The 16,844-nt window shown below is 70.5% G+C and carries 11 protein-coding genes; 10 read left to right on the plus strand and 1 reads right to left on the minus strand.

Features of this window, described 5'->3' with window-relative positions:
• Positions 1-3 precede the first annotated feature (3 nt).
• Positions 4-840, plus strand: coding sequence for a 5,10-methylenetetrahydrofolate reductase (locus OG202_RS45145; RefSeq protein ID WP_326573771.1), 837 nt, complete (start codon positions 4-6; stop codon positions 838-840).
• Positions 841-1,066: 226 nt separating this feature from the next.
• On the opposite strand, the gene purU is transcribed toward OG202_RS45145, so the two are convergent.
• Entirely contained in the window at positions 1,067-1,948 is an 882-nt protein-coding gene (gene purU, locus OG202_RS45150; protein WP_326573769.1) for a formyltetrahydrofolate deformylase, read from the minus strand.
• A 216-nt stretch (positions 1,949-2,164) separates the two neighbouring features.
• Between purU and OG202_RS45155 the strand changes: the two genes are divergently transcribed.
• The 9 genes from OG202_RS45155 to OG202_RS45195 all read left to right on the plus strand — a co-directional run bounded on the left by OG202_RS45155 (position 2,165) and on the right by OG202_RS45195 (position 16,744).
• On the plus strand, positions 2,165-3,634 hold the full coding sequence (locus OG202_RS45155; RefSeq protein WP_328224600.1) for an aldehyde dehydrogenase family protein: 1,470 nt from the start codon (positions 2,165-2,167) through the stop codon (positions 3,632-3,634).
• A 20-nt stretch (positions 3,635-3,654) separates the two neighbouring features.
• Complete coding sequence (locus OG202_RS45160) at positions 3,655-4,743, plus strand: quaternary amine ABC transporter ATP-binding protein (RefSeq protein WP_326573766.1); 1,089 nt, start codon at positions 3,655-3,657, stop codon at positions 4,741-4,743.
• Positions 4,743-6,773 (plus strand): ABC transporter permease, encoded by a 2,031-nt coding sequence (locus tag OG202_RS45165; RefSeq protein WP_326573765.1) that lies wholly within the window; start codon positions 4,743-4,745, stop codon positions 6,771-6,773. Before OG202_RS45160 ends, OG202_RS45165 begins: the two co-directional genes overlap by 1 nt.
• Positions 6,774-6,786: 13 nt before the next feature.
• Positions 6,787-7,764 carry an ABC transporter substrate-binding protein gene (locus OG202_RS45170; RefSeq protein WP_326573763.1) on the plus strand — a complete coding sequence of 326 codons (978 nt, stop codon included), beginning with the start codon at positions 6,787-6,789 and terminating at the stop codon, positions 7,762-7,764.
• A 215-nt stretch (positions 7,765-7,979) separates the two neighbouring features.
• The gene (locus tag OG202_RS45175) at positions 7,980-10,418 is read left to right on the plus strand and encodes a GcvT family protein (protein WP_326573761.1); all 2,439 of its coding nucleotides are present in this window, start codon (positions 7,980-7,982) and stop codon (positions 10,416-10,418) included.
• Between the two features lie 185 nt (positions 10,419-10,603).
• Entirely contained in the window at positions 10,604-11,464 is an 861-nt protein-coding gene (locus OG202_RS45180) for a bifunctional methylenetetrahydrofolate dehydrogenase/methenyltetrahydrofolate cyclohydrolase (protein WP_328224601.1), read from the plus strand.
• Positions 11,465-11,540: 76 nt separating this feature from the next.
• Entirely contained in the window at positions 11,541-12,773 is a 1,233-nt protein-coding gene (locus OG202_RS45185; protein ID WP_326573757.1) for a sarcosine oxidase subunit beta family protein, read from the plus strand.
• 28 nt (positions 12,774-12,801) lie between these two features.
• Positions 12,802-16,149, plus strand: a complete 3,348-nt coding sequence (locus OG202_RS45190; RefSeq protein WP_328224602.1) for a sarcosine oxidase subunit alpha family protein — start codon at positions 12,802-12,804, stop codon at positions 16,147-16,149.
• On the plus strand, positions 16,142-16,744 hold the full coding sequence (locus tag OG202_RS45195) for a sarcosine oxidase subunit gamma (protein WP_327726320.1): 603 nt from the start codon (positions 16,142-16,144) through the stop codon (positions 16,742-16,744). The genes OG202_RS45190 and OG202_RS45195 overlap by 8 nt, the downstream gene beginning before the upstream one ends.
• Positions 16,745-16,844: the final 100 nt, after the last annotated feature.

Genomic DNA, 16,844 nt, shown 5'->3' on the forward strand with positions numbered 1-16,844 from the left:
ACCTTGGGCACCACAGGGCTTCGGGCGCTGCTGCGCGGCGTCCGCTACGAGGTGCTGCCCGCGAAGGCGACCGAGGACAAGGTCCTCGCCCATGTTCCGCGCGACGTCGTGGTCACCGTGACGGCGTCGCCGGTCAAGGGCCTGGAACCGACCCTCGACCTGACCGCCCGGCTCGCGGCGCACGGCTACCGTGTCGTCCCGCATGTGCCCGCGCGGCTGCTGCGGGACGACGCGCACCTGAAGGACGTCGTCGACCGGCTCCGGGAGGCGGGCGTGGACGACGTCTTCGTCCCGGCGGGCGACGCCGACCCGCCGGCCGGAGGCTACGAGGGTGCCCTGCCGGTGCTCCGCAGGCTGAGCGAGCTGGGCGGGCCCTTCACGCACGTCGGTGTCACCGGATATCCCGAGAGCCATCCGCTCATCCACGACGACGTCACGGTCCAGGCCATGTGGGACAAGCGGGAGCACGCCACGTACCTCGTGAGCAACCTGTGCTTCGACCCGCGTGTGCTGGGGGAGTGGATCGTCCGGATCCGGGGCCGGGGCATCGGCCTGCCCGTGTACGTCGGCGTCGCCGGTCCCGTGCAGCGGGCGAAGCTGCTGTCCATGGCGACGAAGATCGGCGTGGGCGAGTCGACGCGGTTCCTGACGAAGCACGCGTCGTGGTTCCTGCGGTTCGCGGCGCCCGGGGGCTACTCGCCGGAGAGGCTGTTGGCGCGCTCAGAGGGGGTGCTCACCGGGACTTCGGCGGGGGTGGCCGGGCTGCACCTGTTCACGTTCAACCAGATCGCCGAGACGGAGGCGTGGCGCCGTGCCGTGCTGGAGCGGCTCGGGGGCTGAGCTCTGGGATGTCGCCCCCGCCGCCCCTACCCGTCCCGTCCCTGAGGGCTGCGCCCCCAGCCCCCCGTTTCGGCCTGAACGGCCTCGTCCTCACACGCCGGACGGGCTGGTGGTGCCGCCCTGCCCCCATGGGCAGCCCGATCGCGCAGCCTTTGTGCCGCACCCGAGGACGTATACGACGCGGGGCGGGACCGGATTCCGGTCCCGCCCCGCGATCACGTGTTCCTCAGCGGAAGACCACCGTGCGATTGCCGGCCACCATGACGCGGCTCTCGCTGTGCCACTTCACCGCGTGCGCGAGGACCTGGGCCTCGACGTCCCGGCCGACGGTGACCAGGTCTCCGGGGTCGAGCGAGTGATCTACCCTGACCACGTCCTGCTCGATGATCTGCCCCTCGTCCAGGTCCGGGGTGACGTAGTGGGCGGTCGCGCCGACGAGCTTCACCCCGCGGTCGTAGGCCTGGTCGTACGGCTTCGCGCCCTTGAAGCTGGGGAGGAAGGAGTGGTGGATGTTGATGGCGCGGCCCTCGAACTGCTTGCACAGGTCGTCGGAGAGGATCTGCATGTAGCGGGCCAGCACCACCAGGTCGATGTCCAGTTCCCGGACCAGCTCCAGCAGGCGGGCCTCGGCCTCGGCCTTGGTGTCCTTGGTGACCGGGATGTGGTGGAAGGGGACGCCGTAGGTCTCCGCCAGCCCCTCCAAGTCACGGTGGTTGGAGACGATCGCGGGGATCTCGATGTTGAGGGCGCCGGTGCGCTTGCGGAAGAGCAGGTCGTTGAGGCAGTGCCCGAACCTGGACACCATGATGAGCGTCCGGGTCGGGGTCGCCGCCTCGCTCAGGGCCCAGGAGATGCGGTACGCCTCGGCCACGGGACCGAACCGGTAACGCAGAGTTTTCACGTTCGCGTCCGGATCCGAGACGTCGAAGTGGACCCTCATGAAGAATCGGCCCTGGAGTCGATCATCGAACTGCTGGCTCTCCAGGATGTTGCCCGAGTTCCTGACGAGGAAGCCGCTCACTGCGTGGACCAGTCCGGCGCTGTCGGGACAGGAGAGGGTGAGGATGTACTCACGGCCAGGTTGCGGTCGAGGGAACCTAACAGACACGGTGGCCTCCGTCGGTGCGTATTGCACAACATGGTGAGCGATACGCAACATGGTCGGCTCGGTGCCGCTCGCGGTCAAGAGTGGCCGGGCAAGTGCTCTCATGGCGAAATCGTCATCAGTCAACCCCTTGACGTAGGTCTATGGCGTTCGCAAAGGTGTTCCACCACAAGCAATTGAATGCATGATGCGCAACGCAGCAGCTGAAGGGCTTGGCGAGTGGCAGACCTGTATATGGCCGGGAAGTGGCGGGACGCGGTGGCCGGAGGCCGCCGGGAGATCCGCTGCCCCGCGGACGGATCGCTCACCGCGACCGTCGCGGAGGGGACGCGCGCCGACACCGACGCGGCGATCGACGCGGCCCGCCGCGCCTTCGACGAGGGGCCCTGGCCGCACACCCCCGAGCGGGAGCGCGGCGCGTTGCTGCTGCGCACCGCCGACCTCATCGAGCGCGATGCCAAGGAGTTCGCCCGCGCCGAGTCGCTGGACTCCGGAAAGCGGCTGGTGGAGAGCGAGTACGACATCGCCGACGTCGTCTCCTGCTTCCGCTACTACGGCGGCCTCGGCGGCACCGACGCCGGCCGGGTGATCGACACCGGGCGCGACGACGCCGTCAGCCGGGTGATCTACGAGCCCATCGGTGTCTGCGGGCTCATCACTCCCTGGAACTACCCGCTGCTGCAGGCCAGTTGGAAGGTCGCCCCGGCCCTCCTCGCCGGCAACACGATCGTCCTCAAGCCCAGTGAGCTCACCCCCTCCACCTCGATCCTGCTGATGAGGGCGCTTGAGGAGGCAGGACTCCCGGCCGGCGCCGCCAACCTCGTCCTGGGCACCGGCCCCGAGGTGGGCGCCCCGCTCTCCGAGGACCCGCGCGTCGACATGGTCTCCTTCACCGGCGGCCTGGAGACCGGCAAACGGATCATGGCCACCGCCGCGGCCACGGTGAAGAAGGTGGCGCTGGAACTCGGCGGCAAGAACCCCAACGTGATCTTCGCCGACGCCGACTTCGAGACGGCCGTGGACTTCGCCCTCACGGCCGTCTTCCTGCACTCGGGCCAGGTCTGCTCGGCCGGCGCCCGCCTGATCGTCGAGGACTCCCTCCACGACGCGTTCGTCGACGAGGTCGTCCGCCGCGCCCGGCAGATCCGGCTCGGCGGCCCCTTCGACCCCGAGGCCGAGACCGGAGCGCTGATCTCCGCCCAGCACCGGGACAAGGTCGAGGCGTACGTCGCGGCGGGGGTCGCCGAGGGCGCCGTACTGCGCTGCGGCGGCGCCCGGCCCGACGACCCGGCCCTCGCGGACGGCTACTACTACCCGCCGACCGTGCTCGACGAGTGCCGGCAGGACATGCGCGTGGTGCACGAGGAGTCCTTCGGGCCCGTCCTCACCGTGGAGCGCTTCACCGACGAGGACGACGCCGTACGCATCGCCAACGACACCGAGTACGGACTCGCCGGAGCCCTCTGGACGCAGGACGCGGGCAAGGCCCAGCGCGTCGCCCGGCGACTGCGCCACGGCACGGTGTGGATCAACGACTACCACCCCTATGTGCCGCAGGCGGAATGGGGTGGCTTCGGGCATTCGGGCGTGGGCCGGGAGCTGGGACCGACCGGCCTGAACGAGTACCGAGAGCCCAAACACATCTGGCAGAACATCCAACCCCGGCCGCAACACTGGTTCCGCGGCTGAATGCCGAGAAGAGGTCGATCGTGACCCCAACACAGACCGAGGCGCCGCAGCGGCGCAGCACCCCCGAGGACTCGGACGGTACTCCGGTCATATCCGTGCGCCGGCTGTGGAAGGTGTTCGGGCCGAAGGCCGACCGGGTGCCGGAGTCCGAGGAATTGTGCGGCCTCACCCGTCGAGAACTCATGGACCGTACGGGATGCACCGCCGCCGTGCGCGATGTGAACTTCGACGTCCGCAGGGGCGAGGTCTTCGTCGTCATGGGTCTGTCCGGCTCCGGCAAGTCCACGCTGGTGCGATGTCTGACCCGACTGATCGAACCCACCGCCGGGGAAATCGTCTTCGAGGGCGAGGACATCCGAGAGGCGGACGCCAAACGCCTGCGCGACCTCAGGCGCCGTAAGTTCTCCATGGTCTTCCAGCACTTCGGACTGCTGCCCCACCGCCGCGTCGTCGACAACGTGGCCTTCGGCCTGGAGATCCGCGGCATGAGCAAGGCCGAACGCACCAGGCGGGCGCTGGAGGTCGTCGAACTGGTCGGCCTCTCCGGATACGAGAACTCCTACCCCGACCAGCTCTCCGGCGGTATGCAGCAGCGTGTCGGCCTGGCCCGCGCGCTGGCCGGCGACCCGGACGTCCTCTTCTTCGACGAACCCTTCTCGGCGCTCGACCCGCTGATCCGCCGCGACATGCAGAACGAGGTCATCCGGCTGCACCACGAGGTCGGCAAGACCATGGTCTTCATCACCCACGACCTCTCCGAGGCCCTCAAGCTCGGCGACCGCATCCTCATCATGCGCGACGGCAAGATGGTCCAGTGCGGCACCGGCGACGAGCTGGTCGGGGCCCCGGCCGACGACTACGTCCGTGAGTTCGTCAAGGACGTCCCGCGCGGCGACGTGCTCACCCTGCGGTGGATCATGCGCCCGTTGGAGGACGGCGACGCCCTGGACGGCCCCGAGCTGGGCCCGGACGTCGTGGTACGGGAGGCCACCCGGGCGGTGCTGGCGGCCGACAAGCCGGTCAAGGTCGTCGAGAACGGTGAACTGCTCGGCATCGTCGGTGACGAGGAGATCCTCGCGGTGGTCGCCGGGCAGGAAGGCGGCGTGTGATGACCGTCGCCGTGGAGAAACAGGACCAACCGCGGAAGCCGGAACCACCCCGGAAGGCGGACTCCGCGCCCGCGGCCACCTCGACCGCCGCCCGCGTGCGCCGCGTCGGACGCGGCACGGTGGTGGCGGCGATCCTGATCGCCTGGCTGGTGCTCTTCGCCGTGCTGCGCGGCAAGCAGACCCTCACCCTGGCCGCCGCCGACCTCACGGATCTGCACCGGTGGATCAACGACCTCAACGACTCCATCGGCGCCAACCGGAACTCCAACCCGCTCTTCCTGTACTTCTTCAACGAGATCCGTCTGGTCATCGACACCCTGGTGACCTTCATCCAGGAACTGATCTCACAGCCCTCCGCCGACCGTCCCCTCCCGCAGATCGGCTGGCTCGGCGTCGTCGGCATCGCGGGGTACGTCTCCTGGGCCGTCGGCAACTGGCGGGTCGCCCTCCTGGCCGTGGCCGGCTTCACCTTCTTCGGGCTGCAGGGCCTGTGGCAGGAGAGCATGGACACCCTGGCGCTCACCCTCTCCGCGGTGTTCGTGGCGCTGCTGTTCGCGATCCCGCTGGGCGTCTGGGCGGGGCTGTCCGAGCGGTTCAACCGGTTCGTGACGCCGTTCCTGGACTTCATGCAGACGATGCCGACCTTCGTCTACCTCGCCCCGCTGACCCTGTTCTTCCTCATCGGGGGCGCCTCCGCCACGATCGCCACCGTGATCTACGCGGCGCCGCCCGCGATCCGCATCACCGCGCATGCCATCCGGTCGGTGCCGGAGACGACGGCCGAGGCGGCCGAATCGCTCGGTGCGACACGCCGGCAGGCGCTGCTGAAGGTCCTGCTGCCGATGTCCAAGCGGACCGTGGTGATGGGCGTCAACCAGTCGATCATGGCCGCCCTGGCCATGGTGACCATCGCGGCGCTGATCGACGCGCCCGGCCTCGGCAAGACCGTCCTGCAGGCCCTGCAGTCGCTCGACGTGGGCACGGCCTTCAACGCGGGCCTCGCCATCGTCGTCATGGCGATCGTCCTCGACCGGGTCACCACCGCCGCCAGCGCGCGGGAGGAGTCGGCCCGGCGTGCGGACGGCCGGTTCGTCACCTGGCGGCGGCCGCTGCTGGCCGCCGGCGGTGTGGTCACGGCGGTTCTCGTCTACATGTCGCACACCTACGTGTGGGCCGCCGAGTTCCCCGGCGAGGGCGGCGTCGGCTCCTCCATCGCGCGCGCGGCGGACACCACGACCACCTGGGTGCAGGACAGCCTCTCGGGTCTCACCAACGCCTTCCGCGACGCCATCACCAACGGCCTCCTCAACCCGTTCCAGTCGTTGCTCACCGACTCCCCGTGGTGGCTCGTCGCCGCGGTGCTGATCGCGCTCGGCACGGTGCTCGGAGGCTGGCGCGCGGGCGTCACCGCGGCCGTGTGCGTGGGTCTGCTGCTCGGCACGGGCCTGTGGTCGGACAGCATGACGACGCTGGCGTCGACCCTCGTCGCGACGGTGCTGGTGATGGTGCTGGGCATCGTCTTCGGCGTGTGGATGGGACGCAGCGCGCTCGTGGACCGGCTGCTGCGGCCCACCCTGGACGCGGCGCAGGTCATGCCGCCGTTCGTCTATCTCGTACCGTTCCTCGCACTGTTCGGCGCGACCCGGTTCACGGCCATCGTCGCCGCGATCGTCTACGCCGCACCGGTGGCCATCAAGATCATCGCGGACGGGGTGCGGGCCGTGCCCGCTGCCACCGTCGAGGCGGCCACCTCCGCCGGGTGCAACACCTGGCAGATCATCACCAAGGTTCAACTGCCCATGTCACGCAGTGCTTTGACGCTCGCCACCAACCAGGGCCTGATCTATGTACTGTCGATGGTCGTGGTGGGCGGCCTGGTGGGAGCGGGCGCCCTCGGCTACGACGTCGTGGCCGGATTCTCCCAGGGGCAGCTGTACGGGAAGGGACTCGCGGCGGGGCTCGCCATCGTCCTTCTCGGAGTCATGTTCGACCGGATCACTCAGGCCGCCGCGCGACGCGTGAGCGCATAAGGAGCAACTGACCATGGCAACACAGGTACGACAGTGGAGAGCCGGCGTGGCCGGACTGGCCGTCCTCGGCCTCGCCCTCACCGCCTGCGGCGGTGCGAAGGTCGGTGACAGCTCCACGGACGCGGACAGCTCGGGCGACTCCGCCAAGTGCGGCACCTTCAACCTGGCCGTCAACCCGTGGGTGGGCTACGAGGCGAACGCGGCGGTCGTCGCGTACGTCGCGGAGAACGACCTCGGCTGCAAGGTCACCAAGAAGGACCTGAAGGAGGAGATCGCCTGGCAGGGCTTCGGGACGGGCGAGGTCGACGCCGTCATCGAGAACTGGGGCCACGACGACCTCAAGAAGAAGTACATCACCGACCAGAAGACCGCCGTCGAGGCCGGTGCGACCGGCAACGAAGGCCTGATCGGCTGGTACGTGCCGCCGTGGCTGGCCAAGGAGCACCCGGACATCACCGACTGGAACAACCTCGACAAGTACGCCGACAAGTTCCGGACATCGGAGTCGGGGGGCAAGGGCCAGCTCCTCGACGGCGACCCGTCGTTCGTCACCAACGACGAGGCCCTGGTGAAGAACCTGAAGCTGGACTTCAAGGTGGTGTACGCGGGCAGCGAGACCGCCCTCATCCAGGCCTTCCGCAAGGCGGAGAAGGACAAGGAATGGGTGATCGGCTACTTCTACGAGCCCCAGTGGTTCATGGCCGAGGTGCCGCTGGTCAAGATCAAGCTGCCCGAGTACAAGGCGGGCTGTGACGCCGACGCGGAGAAGGTCGCCTGCGACTACCCCGTGTACAAGCTCGACAAGATCGTCAGCACCAAGTTCGCCAAGTCGGGCAGCCCGGCCTATGACCTGGTCGAGAACTTCACCTGGACGAACGACGACCAGAACACGGTGGCCAAGTACATCGCGGTCGACAAGATGACGCCCGAGGCGGCGGCCAAGAAGTGGGTCGAAGCCAACCGCGCCAAGGTCGACGCCTGGATCAAGTGACCCGGGGCCGGTAGGCGGTCGAACATGCCCGGTGGGCGGCGTGCGCAGGTGCGCGCCGCCCACCGGGCATCGCCGTGTTCGGGCCCGTTTTCCTCGGGTCGCGGACCCCTTGACACTCCCTCCCCGAGGCAGGCACATTGAGTTGCGCAACCTGAACCATGTTGCGCACACAGCAACTGAACCGGCTGGACTGGTTTTCAATCGGAGGTGCGGCGATGGCGGGACCCCGAGTGGTCATCATCGGAGCGGGCGTCGTGGGCGCGGCACTCGCTGACGAGATCTCCGCGCGCGGCTGGACCGAAGTGACCGTGGTCGACCAGGGCCCGCTCCCCGCCACCGGGGGCTCCTCGTCGCACGCCCCGGGCCTGGTCTTCCAGACGAACCCGTCCAAGACCATGACGGAGCTGGCGCGCTACACCGTCGAGAAGTTCTGCTCCCTCGACGTCGACGGCGAGCCCTGCTTCCTCCAGGTCGGCGGCCTCGAAGTGGCCACCACCCCCGAGCGGCTGACCGAACTGCACCGCCGCCACGGCTGGATCACCGCCTGGGGCATCGAGTCCCGGCTGCTGAGCGCCGACGAATGCGTCGAGCGGCACCCGCTGGTCAACCGCGACAGGGTCCTCGGCGGCCTCCTGGTCCCGACCGACGGCCTCGCCAAGGCCGTCCTCGCCGTCGAGGCGCAGATCCGCCGGGCCACCGAGCGCGGCGTGAACTTCCTCGCCCGCCACGAGGTCCTCGATGTCCTGCACACCGACGGCGAGGTGACGGGCGTCCTCACCGACCAGGGCGAGATCCCCGCCGACATCGTCGTGTGCTGCGCCGGCATCTGGGGCCCGAGGATCGCCCGCATGGTCGGCATGAACCTCCCGCTCACCCCGCTCGCCCACCAGCTCGCCTGGACCGGCCCGGTCCCGGCCCTGGCCGGCCAGACCGAGGAGGCGGTCCGCCCGATCCTGCGCCACCAGGACGCCGACCTCTACTACCGCGACCGCTTCGACGGCATCGGCATCGGCTCCTACGGCCACCGCCCGATGCCCATCTCCGCCGACGACATCCTCTCCGTGGACGAGGCCGACACGATGCCGTCGGTCCTGAAGTTCACCGAGGAGGACTTCGCCGACGCCTGGACCGAGACCCAGTCCCTGCTGCCCGCGACGGCGGAGGCCAAGGTCGAGGAGGGCATCAACGGCCTGTTCTCCTTCACCACCGACGGCTACCCGCTCCTCGGTGAGTCCCCGGACGTCAAGGGCTTCTGGGTCGCGGAGGCGGTCTGGGTCACGCACTCGGCGGGCGTGGGCCGGGCCGTAGCCGAATGGCTGGTCGACGGCTACTGCTCCTCCTTCGACCTGCACGAGTGCGACGTCAACCGCTTCGAGCCGCACCAGCTCTCCCCGGAGTACGTCCTGGCCCGCGACTGCCAGAACTTCGTCGAGGTCTACGACATCCTCCACCCCCTCCAGCCCTCCGGGAAGCCCCGCCCGATCCGCACCAGCCCCTTCCACGCCCGCCAGCGGGAGCACGGCGCCGTCTTCCTGGAGGCGAACGGCTGGGAGCGCCCGCAGTGGTACGAGGCCAACGCAGGGCTGGTCGAGGGCCGCAGCATCCCGACCCCGAACGACTGGGCCGCGCGGTACTGGTCGCCCATCGTCGGCGCCGAGGCCCAGGCCACCCGCGAGACCGTCGCGATGTACGACATGACGGCCCTCAAGCGCCTGGAGGTCACCGGCCCCGGTGCCGCCGACTTCCTGGAGCGACTGGTCACGAGCAAGGTCGCCAAGTCCGTCGGCTCGGTGACGTACACGCTGCTGCTGGACCACGACGGCGGCATCCGCAGCGACATCACGGTCGCCCGCCTCGCCCGCGACGTCTTCCAGGTCGGCGCCAACGGCAATCTCGACCTCGACTGGTTCACCCGGCACCTCCCCGCCGACGGCACCGTCCAGGTCCGCGACATCACCCCCGGCACGTGCTGCATCGGCCTGTGGGGCCCGCTCGCCCGCAAGGTCCTCCAGCCGCTCACGGACGAGGACTTCTCGGGCGACGGCCTGAAGTACTTCCGCGCCCGGCGCGCCCACATCGGCTCCGTCCCCGTCACGGCCATGCGGCTGTCGTACGTCGGCGAACTCGGCTGGGAGCTGTACACCACGGCCGACCTCGGCCAGAAACTCTGGGACACCCTCTGGGCCGCCGCCCAGCCGCTCGGCGGCGTCATCGCCGGGCGCGGCGCCTTCAACAGCCTCCGCCTGGAGAAGGGCTACCGCTCCTTCGGCACCGACATGACCTACGAGCACGACCCGTACGAGGCCGGCGTCGGCTTCGCCGTCAAGCTCGACAAGGACGACTTCATCGGCAAGGCCGCGCTGGAACGCCGCAAGGCCGACGTACGGCGGAAGCTGACCTGCCTCACCATCGAGGACCCGCGGGCGGTCGTCATGGGCAAGGAACCGGTGTACGACGGCGACCGGCCCGTCGGCTACGTCACCAGCGCGGCGTACGGCTACACGATCGGCAAGGGGATCGCCTACGCGTGGCTGCCGACGGAGTCGGCGGTGCCCGGGGCCACGTTGCACATCGGGTACTTCGACCAGCGCGTCGAGGCGGTCGTGGCCGAGGAGCCGTTGTTCGATCCGACGATGTCCCGTCTTCGTGGGTGAGGGGTTCGAAAGGGGGTGCCCGGACGGGTTGTCGGGCGGCCTCGGGTGGGTGGTGGCTGGTCGCTCCCCCACTCTCGGCCTCGCTCGAGCGGGAGGGACCCCCATCGCGGCGGAGCCGCATATCGACACAGCCCCGCGCCCCTTCAGGGGCGCTACGGCTCGGGTTCTTGGAAGGAGTGCCGTCCGTGACCGCACAGGTGCTTGACGGGAAGGCGACCGCTGCCGCCATCCGCCGTGAACTCGCCGAGCGCGTCGCCAAGTTGACCGCCAACGGTGCGCGTCCGCCCGGCCTCGGGACCGTCCTGGTCGGTGACGATCCCGGGAGCCGTGCCTACGTGGCCGGCAAGCATCGGGACTGCGCTCAGGTGGGGATCGCCTCGCTGCGTCGGGAGCTTCCCGCCGACGCCACGCAGCGGCAGGTCGAGGACGTCATCGACGAGCTGAACGCCGATCCGGACTGCACCGGTTACCTCGTGCAGCTCCCGCTCCCGCGCCACCTGGACGCCAACGCCGTACTGGAGTGCATGGACCCGGCCAAGGACGCCGACGGACTGCACCCCGTCAGCCTCGGCCGGCTCACCCTCGGCGTCGAGGCCCCGCTGCCCTGCACCCCGCGCGGCATCGTCGAACTGCTCCGCCGTTACGAGGTGCCGCTCGCCGGTGCGCGGGTCTGCGTGATCGGACGCGGCATCACCGTGGGACGCCCCCTCGGCCTGCTCCTCACCCGCAGGTCCGAGAACGCCACCGTCACCCTCTGCCACACCGGAACCAAGGGCCTGGCCCGGCACACCCGCGAGGCGGACATCGTCGTCGCGGCGGCCGGCTCGCCCGGGCTGATCACCCGGGACATGCTGCGCCCCGGCGCCGCCGTCCTGGACGTCGGTATCACCCGCACCGACCAGGGGCTGGCCGGCGATGTGCACCCGGACGCCGCCCAGGTCGCCGGATGGTTCGCGCCGATGCCCGGGGGCGTGGGGCCCATGACGCGGGCGATGCTCCTGGCCAACGTCGTCGAGGCCGCCGAGAGGAACGCGAACGCCGTATGAACGCGAAAGCCGCACTGACCGCGCCGGCCCCCAACCGCCCGCTCTGTCCGCACCTCTCACAAGACGGAGACGTCCGATGAGCCCCCGTACCCCCGGCGCCGAGCTGCCCGAACATCCCGACTGGCTGTGGCGCACACCCGAGCCGAAGCGCTCCTACGACGTGATCGTCGTCGGCGGCGGCGGACACGGCCTCGCCACCGCCCACTACCTGGCCAAGAACCACGGCATCACCAACGTCGCCGTGCTGGAGAAGGGCTGGCTGGCGGGCGGCAACATGGCCCGCAACACCACCATCATCCGCTCCAACTACCTGTGGGACGAGAGCGCCGGCATCTACGAGCACGCGCTCAAGCTGTGGGAAGGCCTGGCCGAGGAACTCGACTACCCGATCCTCTTCTCCCAGCGCGGCGTGCTGAACCTCGCCCACAGCCTCCAGGACGTCCGCGACAGCGTGCGCCGGGTGGAGGCCAACCGTCTCAACGGCGTGGACGCGGAGTGGCTCGACGCTGACGGGGTCAAGGAAGTCTGTCCGATCGTCAATGTCTCGCCGGACGTGCGCTACCCGGTCCTGGGCGGTACCTACCAGCCACGGGCCGGCATCGCCAAGCACGACCACGTCGCCTGGGGCCTGGCCCGCTCGGCCGATGCCGCAGGCATCGACATCATCCAGAACTGCGAGGTCACGGGGCTGGACGTGGTCGGCGGCCGGGTGGTCGGCGTCCGGACGAACCTGGGCCCGATCGCGGCGGGCAAGGTCGCCCTCTGCTCGGCCGGCCACACGTCCGTACTGGCGGCCATGGCGGGCATCGAACTGCCCGTCCAGAGCCACCCGTTGCAGGCACTCGTCTCCGAGCTCCTGGAGCCGGTGCACCCGACGGTGGTCATGTCCAACGCGGTCCATGTGTATGTCAGCCAGGCACACAAGGGCGAGCTGGTGATGGGCGCGGGCATCGACTCGTACAACTCCTACACCCAGCGCGGCGCGTTCCACATCATCGAGGAGCAGATGTCCGCGGCCCTGGAGCTGTTCCCGGTCTTCGCCCGCGCCCACGTCCTGCGCACCTGGGGCGGCATCGTCGACGTGAGCCCCGACGCCTCCCCGATCATCGGCCTCAGCCCGGTCGACAACCTGTACCTCAACTGCGGCTGGGGAACGGGCGGTTTCAAGGCCACCCCGGGCGTCGGCTGGGTCTACGCCCACACCATCGCCCACGACACGCCCCACCCCCTCAACGCCCCCTTCTCGCTCGACCGTTTCACCACCGGCGCGCTCGTCGACGAGCACGGCGCGGCCGCGGTGGCCCACTAGGACCACTGGAAGCTTTGGGAGCCGAACCATGCTGCTCATCACCTGCCCGTGGTGCGGGCCCCGCGACGAGGCCGAGTTCCACTACGGCGGTCAGGCCCACGTCCCCTACCCCGAGACCCCGTCGACCCTCACCGACGAGGAATGGGCCCGCTACCTCTTCTTCCGCGACAACCCCAAGGGCCCCTTCGCCGAACGCTGGAGTCACGCGGCGGGCTGCCGCCAGTGGTTCAACGCGGTCCGGAACACGGCGACCAACGAGATCCTGGCGGTGTACCGGCCGGGGGAGCCGCGCCCGGCCGTGGAGGAACCGGGGCGCGCGGCGAACTCCGCGCCACGCGCGGCATCTCTGGGCCATTCGGCGACTTCTGAGTCACGTCCGGCGTCTCCGGATTGTCCGGCCGCTTCCGAGCCGGGGCCGGCATCATCAGCCCGTCCGGCGTTCGAGGACGAGGCCCTTCAGGCCGAAGGGGAGTCTGGGGGCGCAGCCCCCAGATGGGGGTCCCCCCGCTCGAGCGAAGCCGAGAGTGGGGGAGGGACGGGTAGGGGCGGCGGGGGCGAGGAGCATCCGTTCCGCCACCCCACCCGAGGCCGAGTGAACCGTGACCTCCCCCTCACCTTCACCTTCGACGGCACCGCCTACCAGGGCTACCAGGGCGACACCCTCGCCTCCGCCCTCCTCGCCAACGGCATCGTCCAGACCGGCACCAGCATCAAACTCGGCCGCCCCCGAGGCATCTTCTCGGCCGGAGTCGAGGAACCCAACGCCGTGATCCAGATCGAGGCCCCCTTCCCGGAGCCGATGCTCCCCGCGACGGCCGTCGAGCTGTACGACGGCCTCGTGGCAAGCAGCCTCCCCGGCCAGGGGCGCCTCGCCACCGAGCCCGATCCGGCCCGCTACGACGCCGTCCACGCCCACTGCGACCTGCTGATCGTCGGCGCCGGCCCGGCCGGCCTCGCCGCCGCGGCCGCGGCCGCACGCAGCGGCGCCCGGGTCGTCCTCGCCGACGACCAACCGCACCTGGGCGGCAGCCTCCTGGGCACGGGCGAACACCTCGACTGGGCCGAAGAGATCGCCGAACGACTCGACACCGCCCCCGAGGTCCGCGTCCTGCGCCGCACCACCGTCTTCGGCTACTACGACGACAACCACCTCCTCGCCGTGGAACGCCGCACCAACCACCTCGGCGCCGAGGCCCCCGAGAACGTCTCCCGGGAACGCGTCTGGCGCATCCGCGCCCGCCGCGTCGTCCTCGCCACCGGCGCCCACGAACGCTCCCTCGCCTTCGCGGACAACGACCGCCCCGGCGTGATGCTGGCCGCCTCGGCCCGCACCCACGCCAACCGCCACGGCGTCCTGCCCGGCCGCCGCGCGGTCGTCTTCACCACCAACGACAGTGCCTACGAGGCCGCCCTGGACCTCGCCGAGGCGGGCATCGACGTCACGGCGATCGTCGACACCCGCCCCGACGCGGGGGAGTGGGCGCGGCGCGCCCGCGAGGCCGGCATCGAGGTGCTGACCGGGCACGCCGTCACCGGTACGGAGGGCGACCCGCGCGTCACCGCCGTGACCGTCGCCCCGTACGGGGAGTCCGCGGGACAGCGGCGGTTCGCCGCCGATCTCCTGCTGGTCTCCGGCGGCTGGAACCCGGTGGCACACCTCTTCAGCCAGGCGGGCGGCACACTGCGCTACGACGAGACGCTGGGCTCCTTCGTCCCCGACACCTGCCGGCAGGCGGTCGAGGTGGCGGGCAGCGCGAGCGGTGTGTTCGACGTCGCCGGCGTTCTCGCACAGGGCGCGGGCGCCGGTGCCCGCGCGATCGAGGCCGAGGGCTACACCTCTGAGGCGCCCCGTCTGCCGCACGTGGCCGCGCAGCCGCAGACGCCGCCCATGCATGTGTACGTCGTCCCGGGCGCCGACGGCGCACCCCGCTTCGTCGACCTCCAACGCGACGTGACCGTCGACGACCTGACCCGGGCGACCGGCGCCGGCATGCGCTCGGTCGAGCACACCAAGCGCTACACCACGGCCGGCACCGCCAACGACCAGGGCAAGACGTCCGGTGTCCTGGCCAGCGGTGTCGTCGCCGAACTGCTCGGCGTGGACATCTCCGCGCTCGGCACCACGACGTTCCGTCCCCCCTACACCCCGGTCTCCTTCGCCACGCTCGCGGGCCGCGACCGAGGCGCGCTGCACGACCCCATCCGCACGACGGCCCTGCACACCTGGCATGTGGAGCACGGGGCCCTCTTCGAGAACGTCGGCCAGTGGAAGCGCCCCTGGTACTACCCGCAGGCCGGCGAGGACATGGAGACGGCCGTGCTGCGCGAGTGCGCCGCAGCCCGCGACGGCGTCGCCTTCATGGACGCCTCCACCCTCGGCAAGATCGACGTCCAGGGCCCGGACGCCGGTGCGTTCCTCGACCTGCTCTACACCAACATGATGAGCACCCTGAAGGTCGGCATGATCCGCTACGGCGTCATGTGCCGCCCGGACGGCATGGTCTTCGACGACGGCACGGTCATCCGCCTCGCCCGGGACCGCTTCCTGGTCACCACCACGACCGGCAACGCGGCCGCCGTACTGGACTGGATGGAGGAGTGGCTCCAGACCGAGTGGCCCGAGCTGAAGGTCCACTGCACCTCCGTGACCGAACAGTGGGCCACCGTCGCCCTGGTCGGCCCCCGTTCCCGCGACGTCCTCGGCTCACTCGCACCCCACCTCGCCGTGTCCAACGACGACTTCCCGTTCATGGCCTGGCGCGAGACGACCGTCGCCGGCATCGAGGCCCGCGTCTGCCGGATCAGCTTCTCCGGCGAACTCGCCTACGAGATCAACGTGTCACCGTGGGACGCCCTCACCCTCTGGCAGGCGCTGTACGAGGCCGGAGCCCCGTACGGCATCACCCCGTACGGCACCGAGACCATGCACGTCCTGCGCGCCGAGAAGGGCTACCCGATCATCGGCCAGGACACCGACGGCACCGTCACCCCCCAGGATCTCGGGATGAACTGGGTGGTCTCGAAGAAGAAGCCCGACTTCATCGGCAAGCGCTCCCACGCCCGCGCCGACACCACCCGCCCCGACCGCAAACACCTGGTCGGCCTGCTCCCGGAGGACCCCGGCACCTTCCTCCCCGAGGGCACCCACCTGGTCGCCGACAGCGTCCTGCCCGCCCCGCCCGTCCCGATGCTCGGCCACGTCACCTCCAGCTACCGCAGCGCCGCCCTCGGCCGGACCTTCGCCCTCGCCCTGGTCAAGGGCGGCCGGGACCGCATCGGCGAGCGCCTGTACGCCCCCGTCGGCGACCGGCTGGTCCCGGTGACCGTCGCAAGCCCCGTCCTCTACGACCCCGAGGGAGCCCGCCGCGATGGCTGACACCGCACTCACCGCCCCGCCCCGCAGCCCCCTGGCCCACGCCGCCGACCGCCTGGCCACCGCCACCCGCACCTCCGGAGGCGCGATCCGGCTGGCCGAACTCCCCTTCCTGACCCAGCTCGACATCCGCCTCGACGCCAAGGGAGCGGCGGCCGACGCCATCGGCCTCGCCCTGGACCTCCCCCTGCCCCTCGAACCCAACACCGTCGTACGCGCCGGGCAGCTGACCGCGCTGTGGCTGGGCCCGGACGAATGGCTGCTGGTGGGGCCGCCCGGCACCGAGCGGGACCTGGAGAGCCGGATCCGAACGGCCGCGGGCGACGAACCCGTCTCCGTCACCGACGTCTCCGCCCAACGCACCGCCCTCCTCGTCGCGGGCCCCCGCGCCCACGACCTCCTGTCCCACGGTTGCGCCCTGGACCTGCACCCGCGCGCCTTCGAACCCGGACGCTGCGCCCAGACCACCGTGGGCCGCACCCAGGTCATCCTGGTCGCCCGCGACGCACCCGGGTCCGGCTTCTGGGTGCTGGTCCGCTCCTCCTTCGCCGGCTATCTGACGGACTGGCTGCTGGACGCGGCGACGGAATACATCTGAACGAGCTCAGTGAGGCGACCCGTCTACTCAGAAGGGGGGCACGGACAAGAGCGCCGGCGGAGAGCCGGCGCTCCGACGCCGCGTCGTAGGGGCTGAACCC

This window comes from Streptomyces sp. NBC_00310 (genome assembly GCF_036208085.1).
GTDB lineage: Bacteria > Actinomycetota > Actinomycetes > Streptomycetales > Streptomycetaceae > Streptomyces.

Bases quoted from the DNA above. Each gene is read 5' to 3' on its own strand.
- OG202_RS45165 (WP_326573765.1), top strand. From the start codon at position 4,743: ATGACCGTCGCCGTGGAGAAACAGGACCAACCGCGGAAGCCGGAACCA.
- OG202_RS45170 (WP_326573763.1), top strand. From the start codon at position 6,787: ATGGCAACACAGGTACGACAGTGGAGAGCCGGCGTGGCCGGACTGGCC.
- OG202_RS45175 (WP_326573761.1), top strand. From the start codon at position 7,980: ATGGCGGGACCCCGAGTGGTCATCATCGGAGCGGGCGTCGTGGGCGCG.
- OG202_RS45185 (WP_326573757.1), top strand. From the start codon at position 11,541: ATGAGCCCCCGTACCCCCGGCGCCGAGCTGCCCGAACATCCCGACTGG.
- OG202_RS45190 (WP_328224602.1), top strand. From the start codon at position 12,802: ATGCTGCTCATCACCTGCCCGTGGTGCGGGCCCCGCGACGAGGCCGAG.
- OG202_RS45195 (WP_327726320.1), top strand. From the start codon at position 16,142: ATGGCTGACACCGCACTCACCGCCCCGCCCCGCAGCCCCCTGGCCCAC.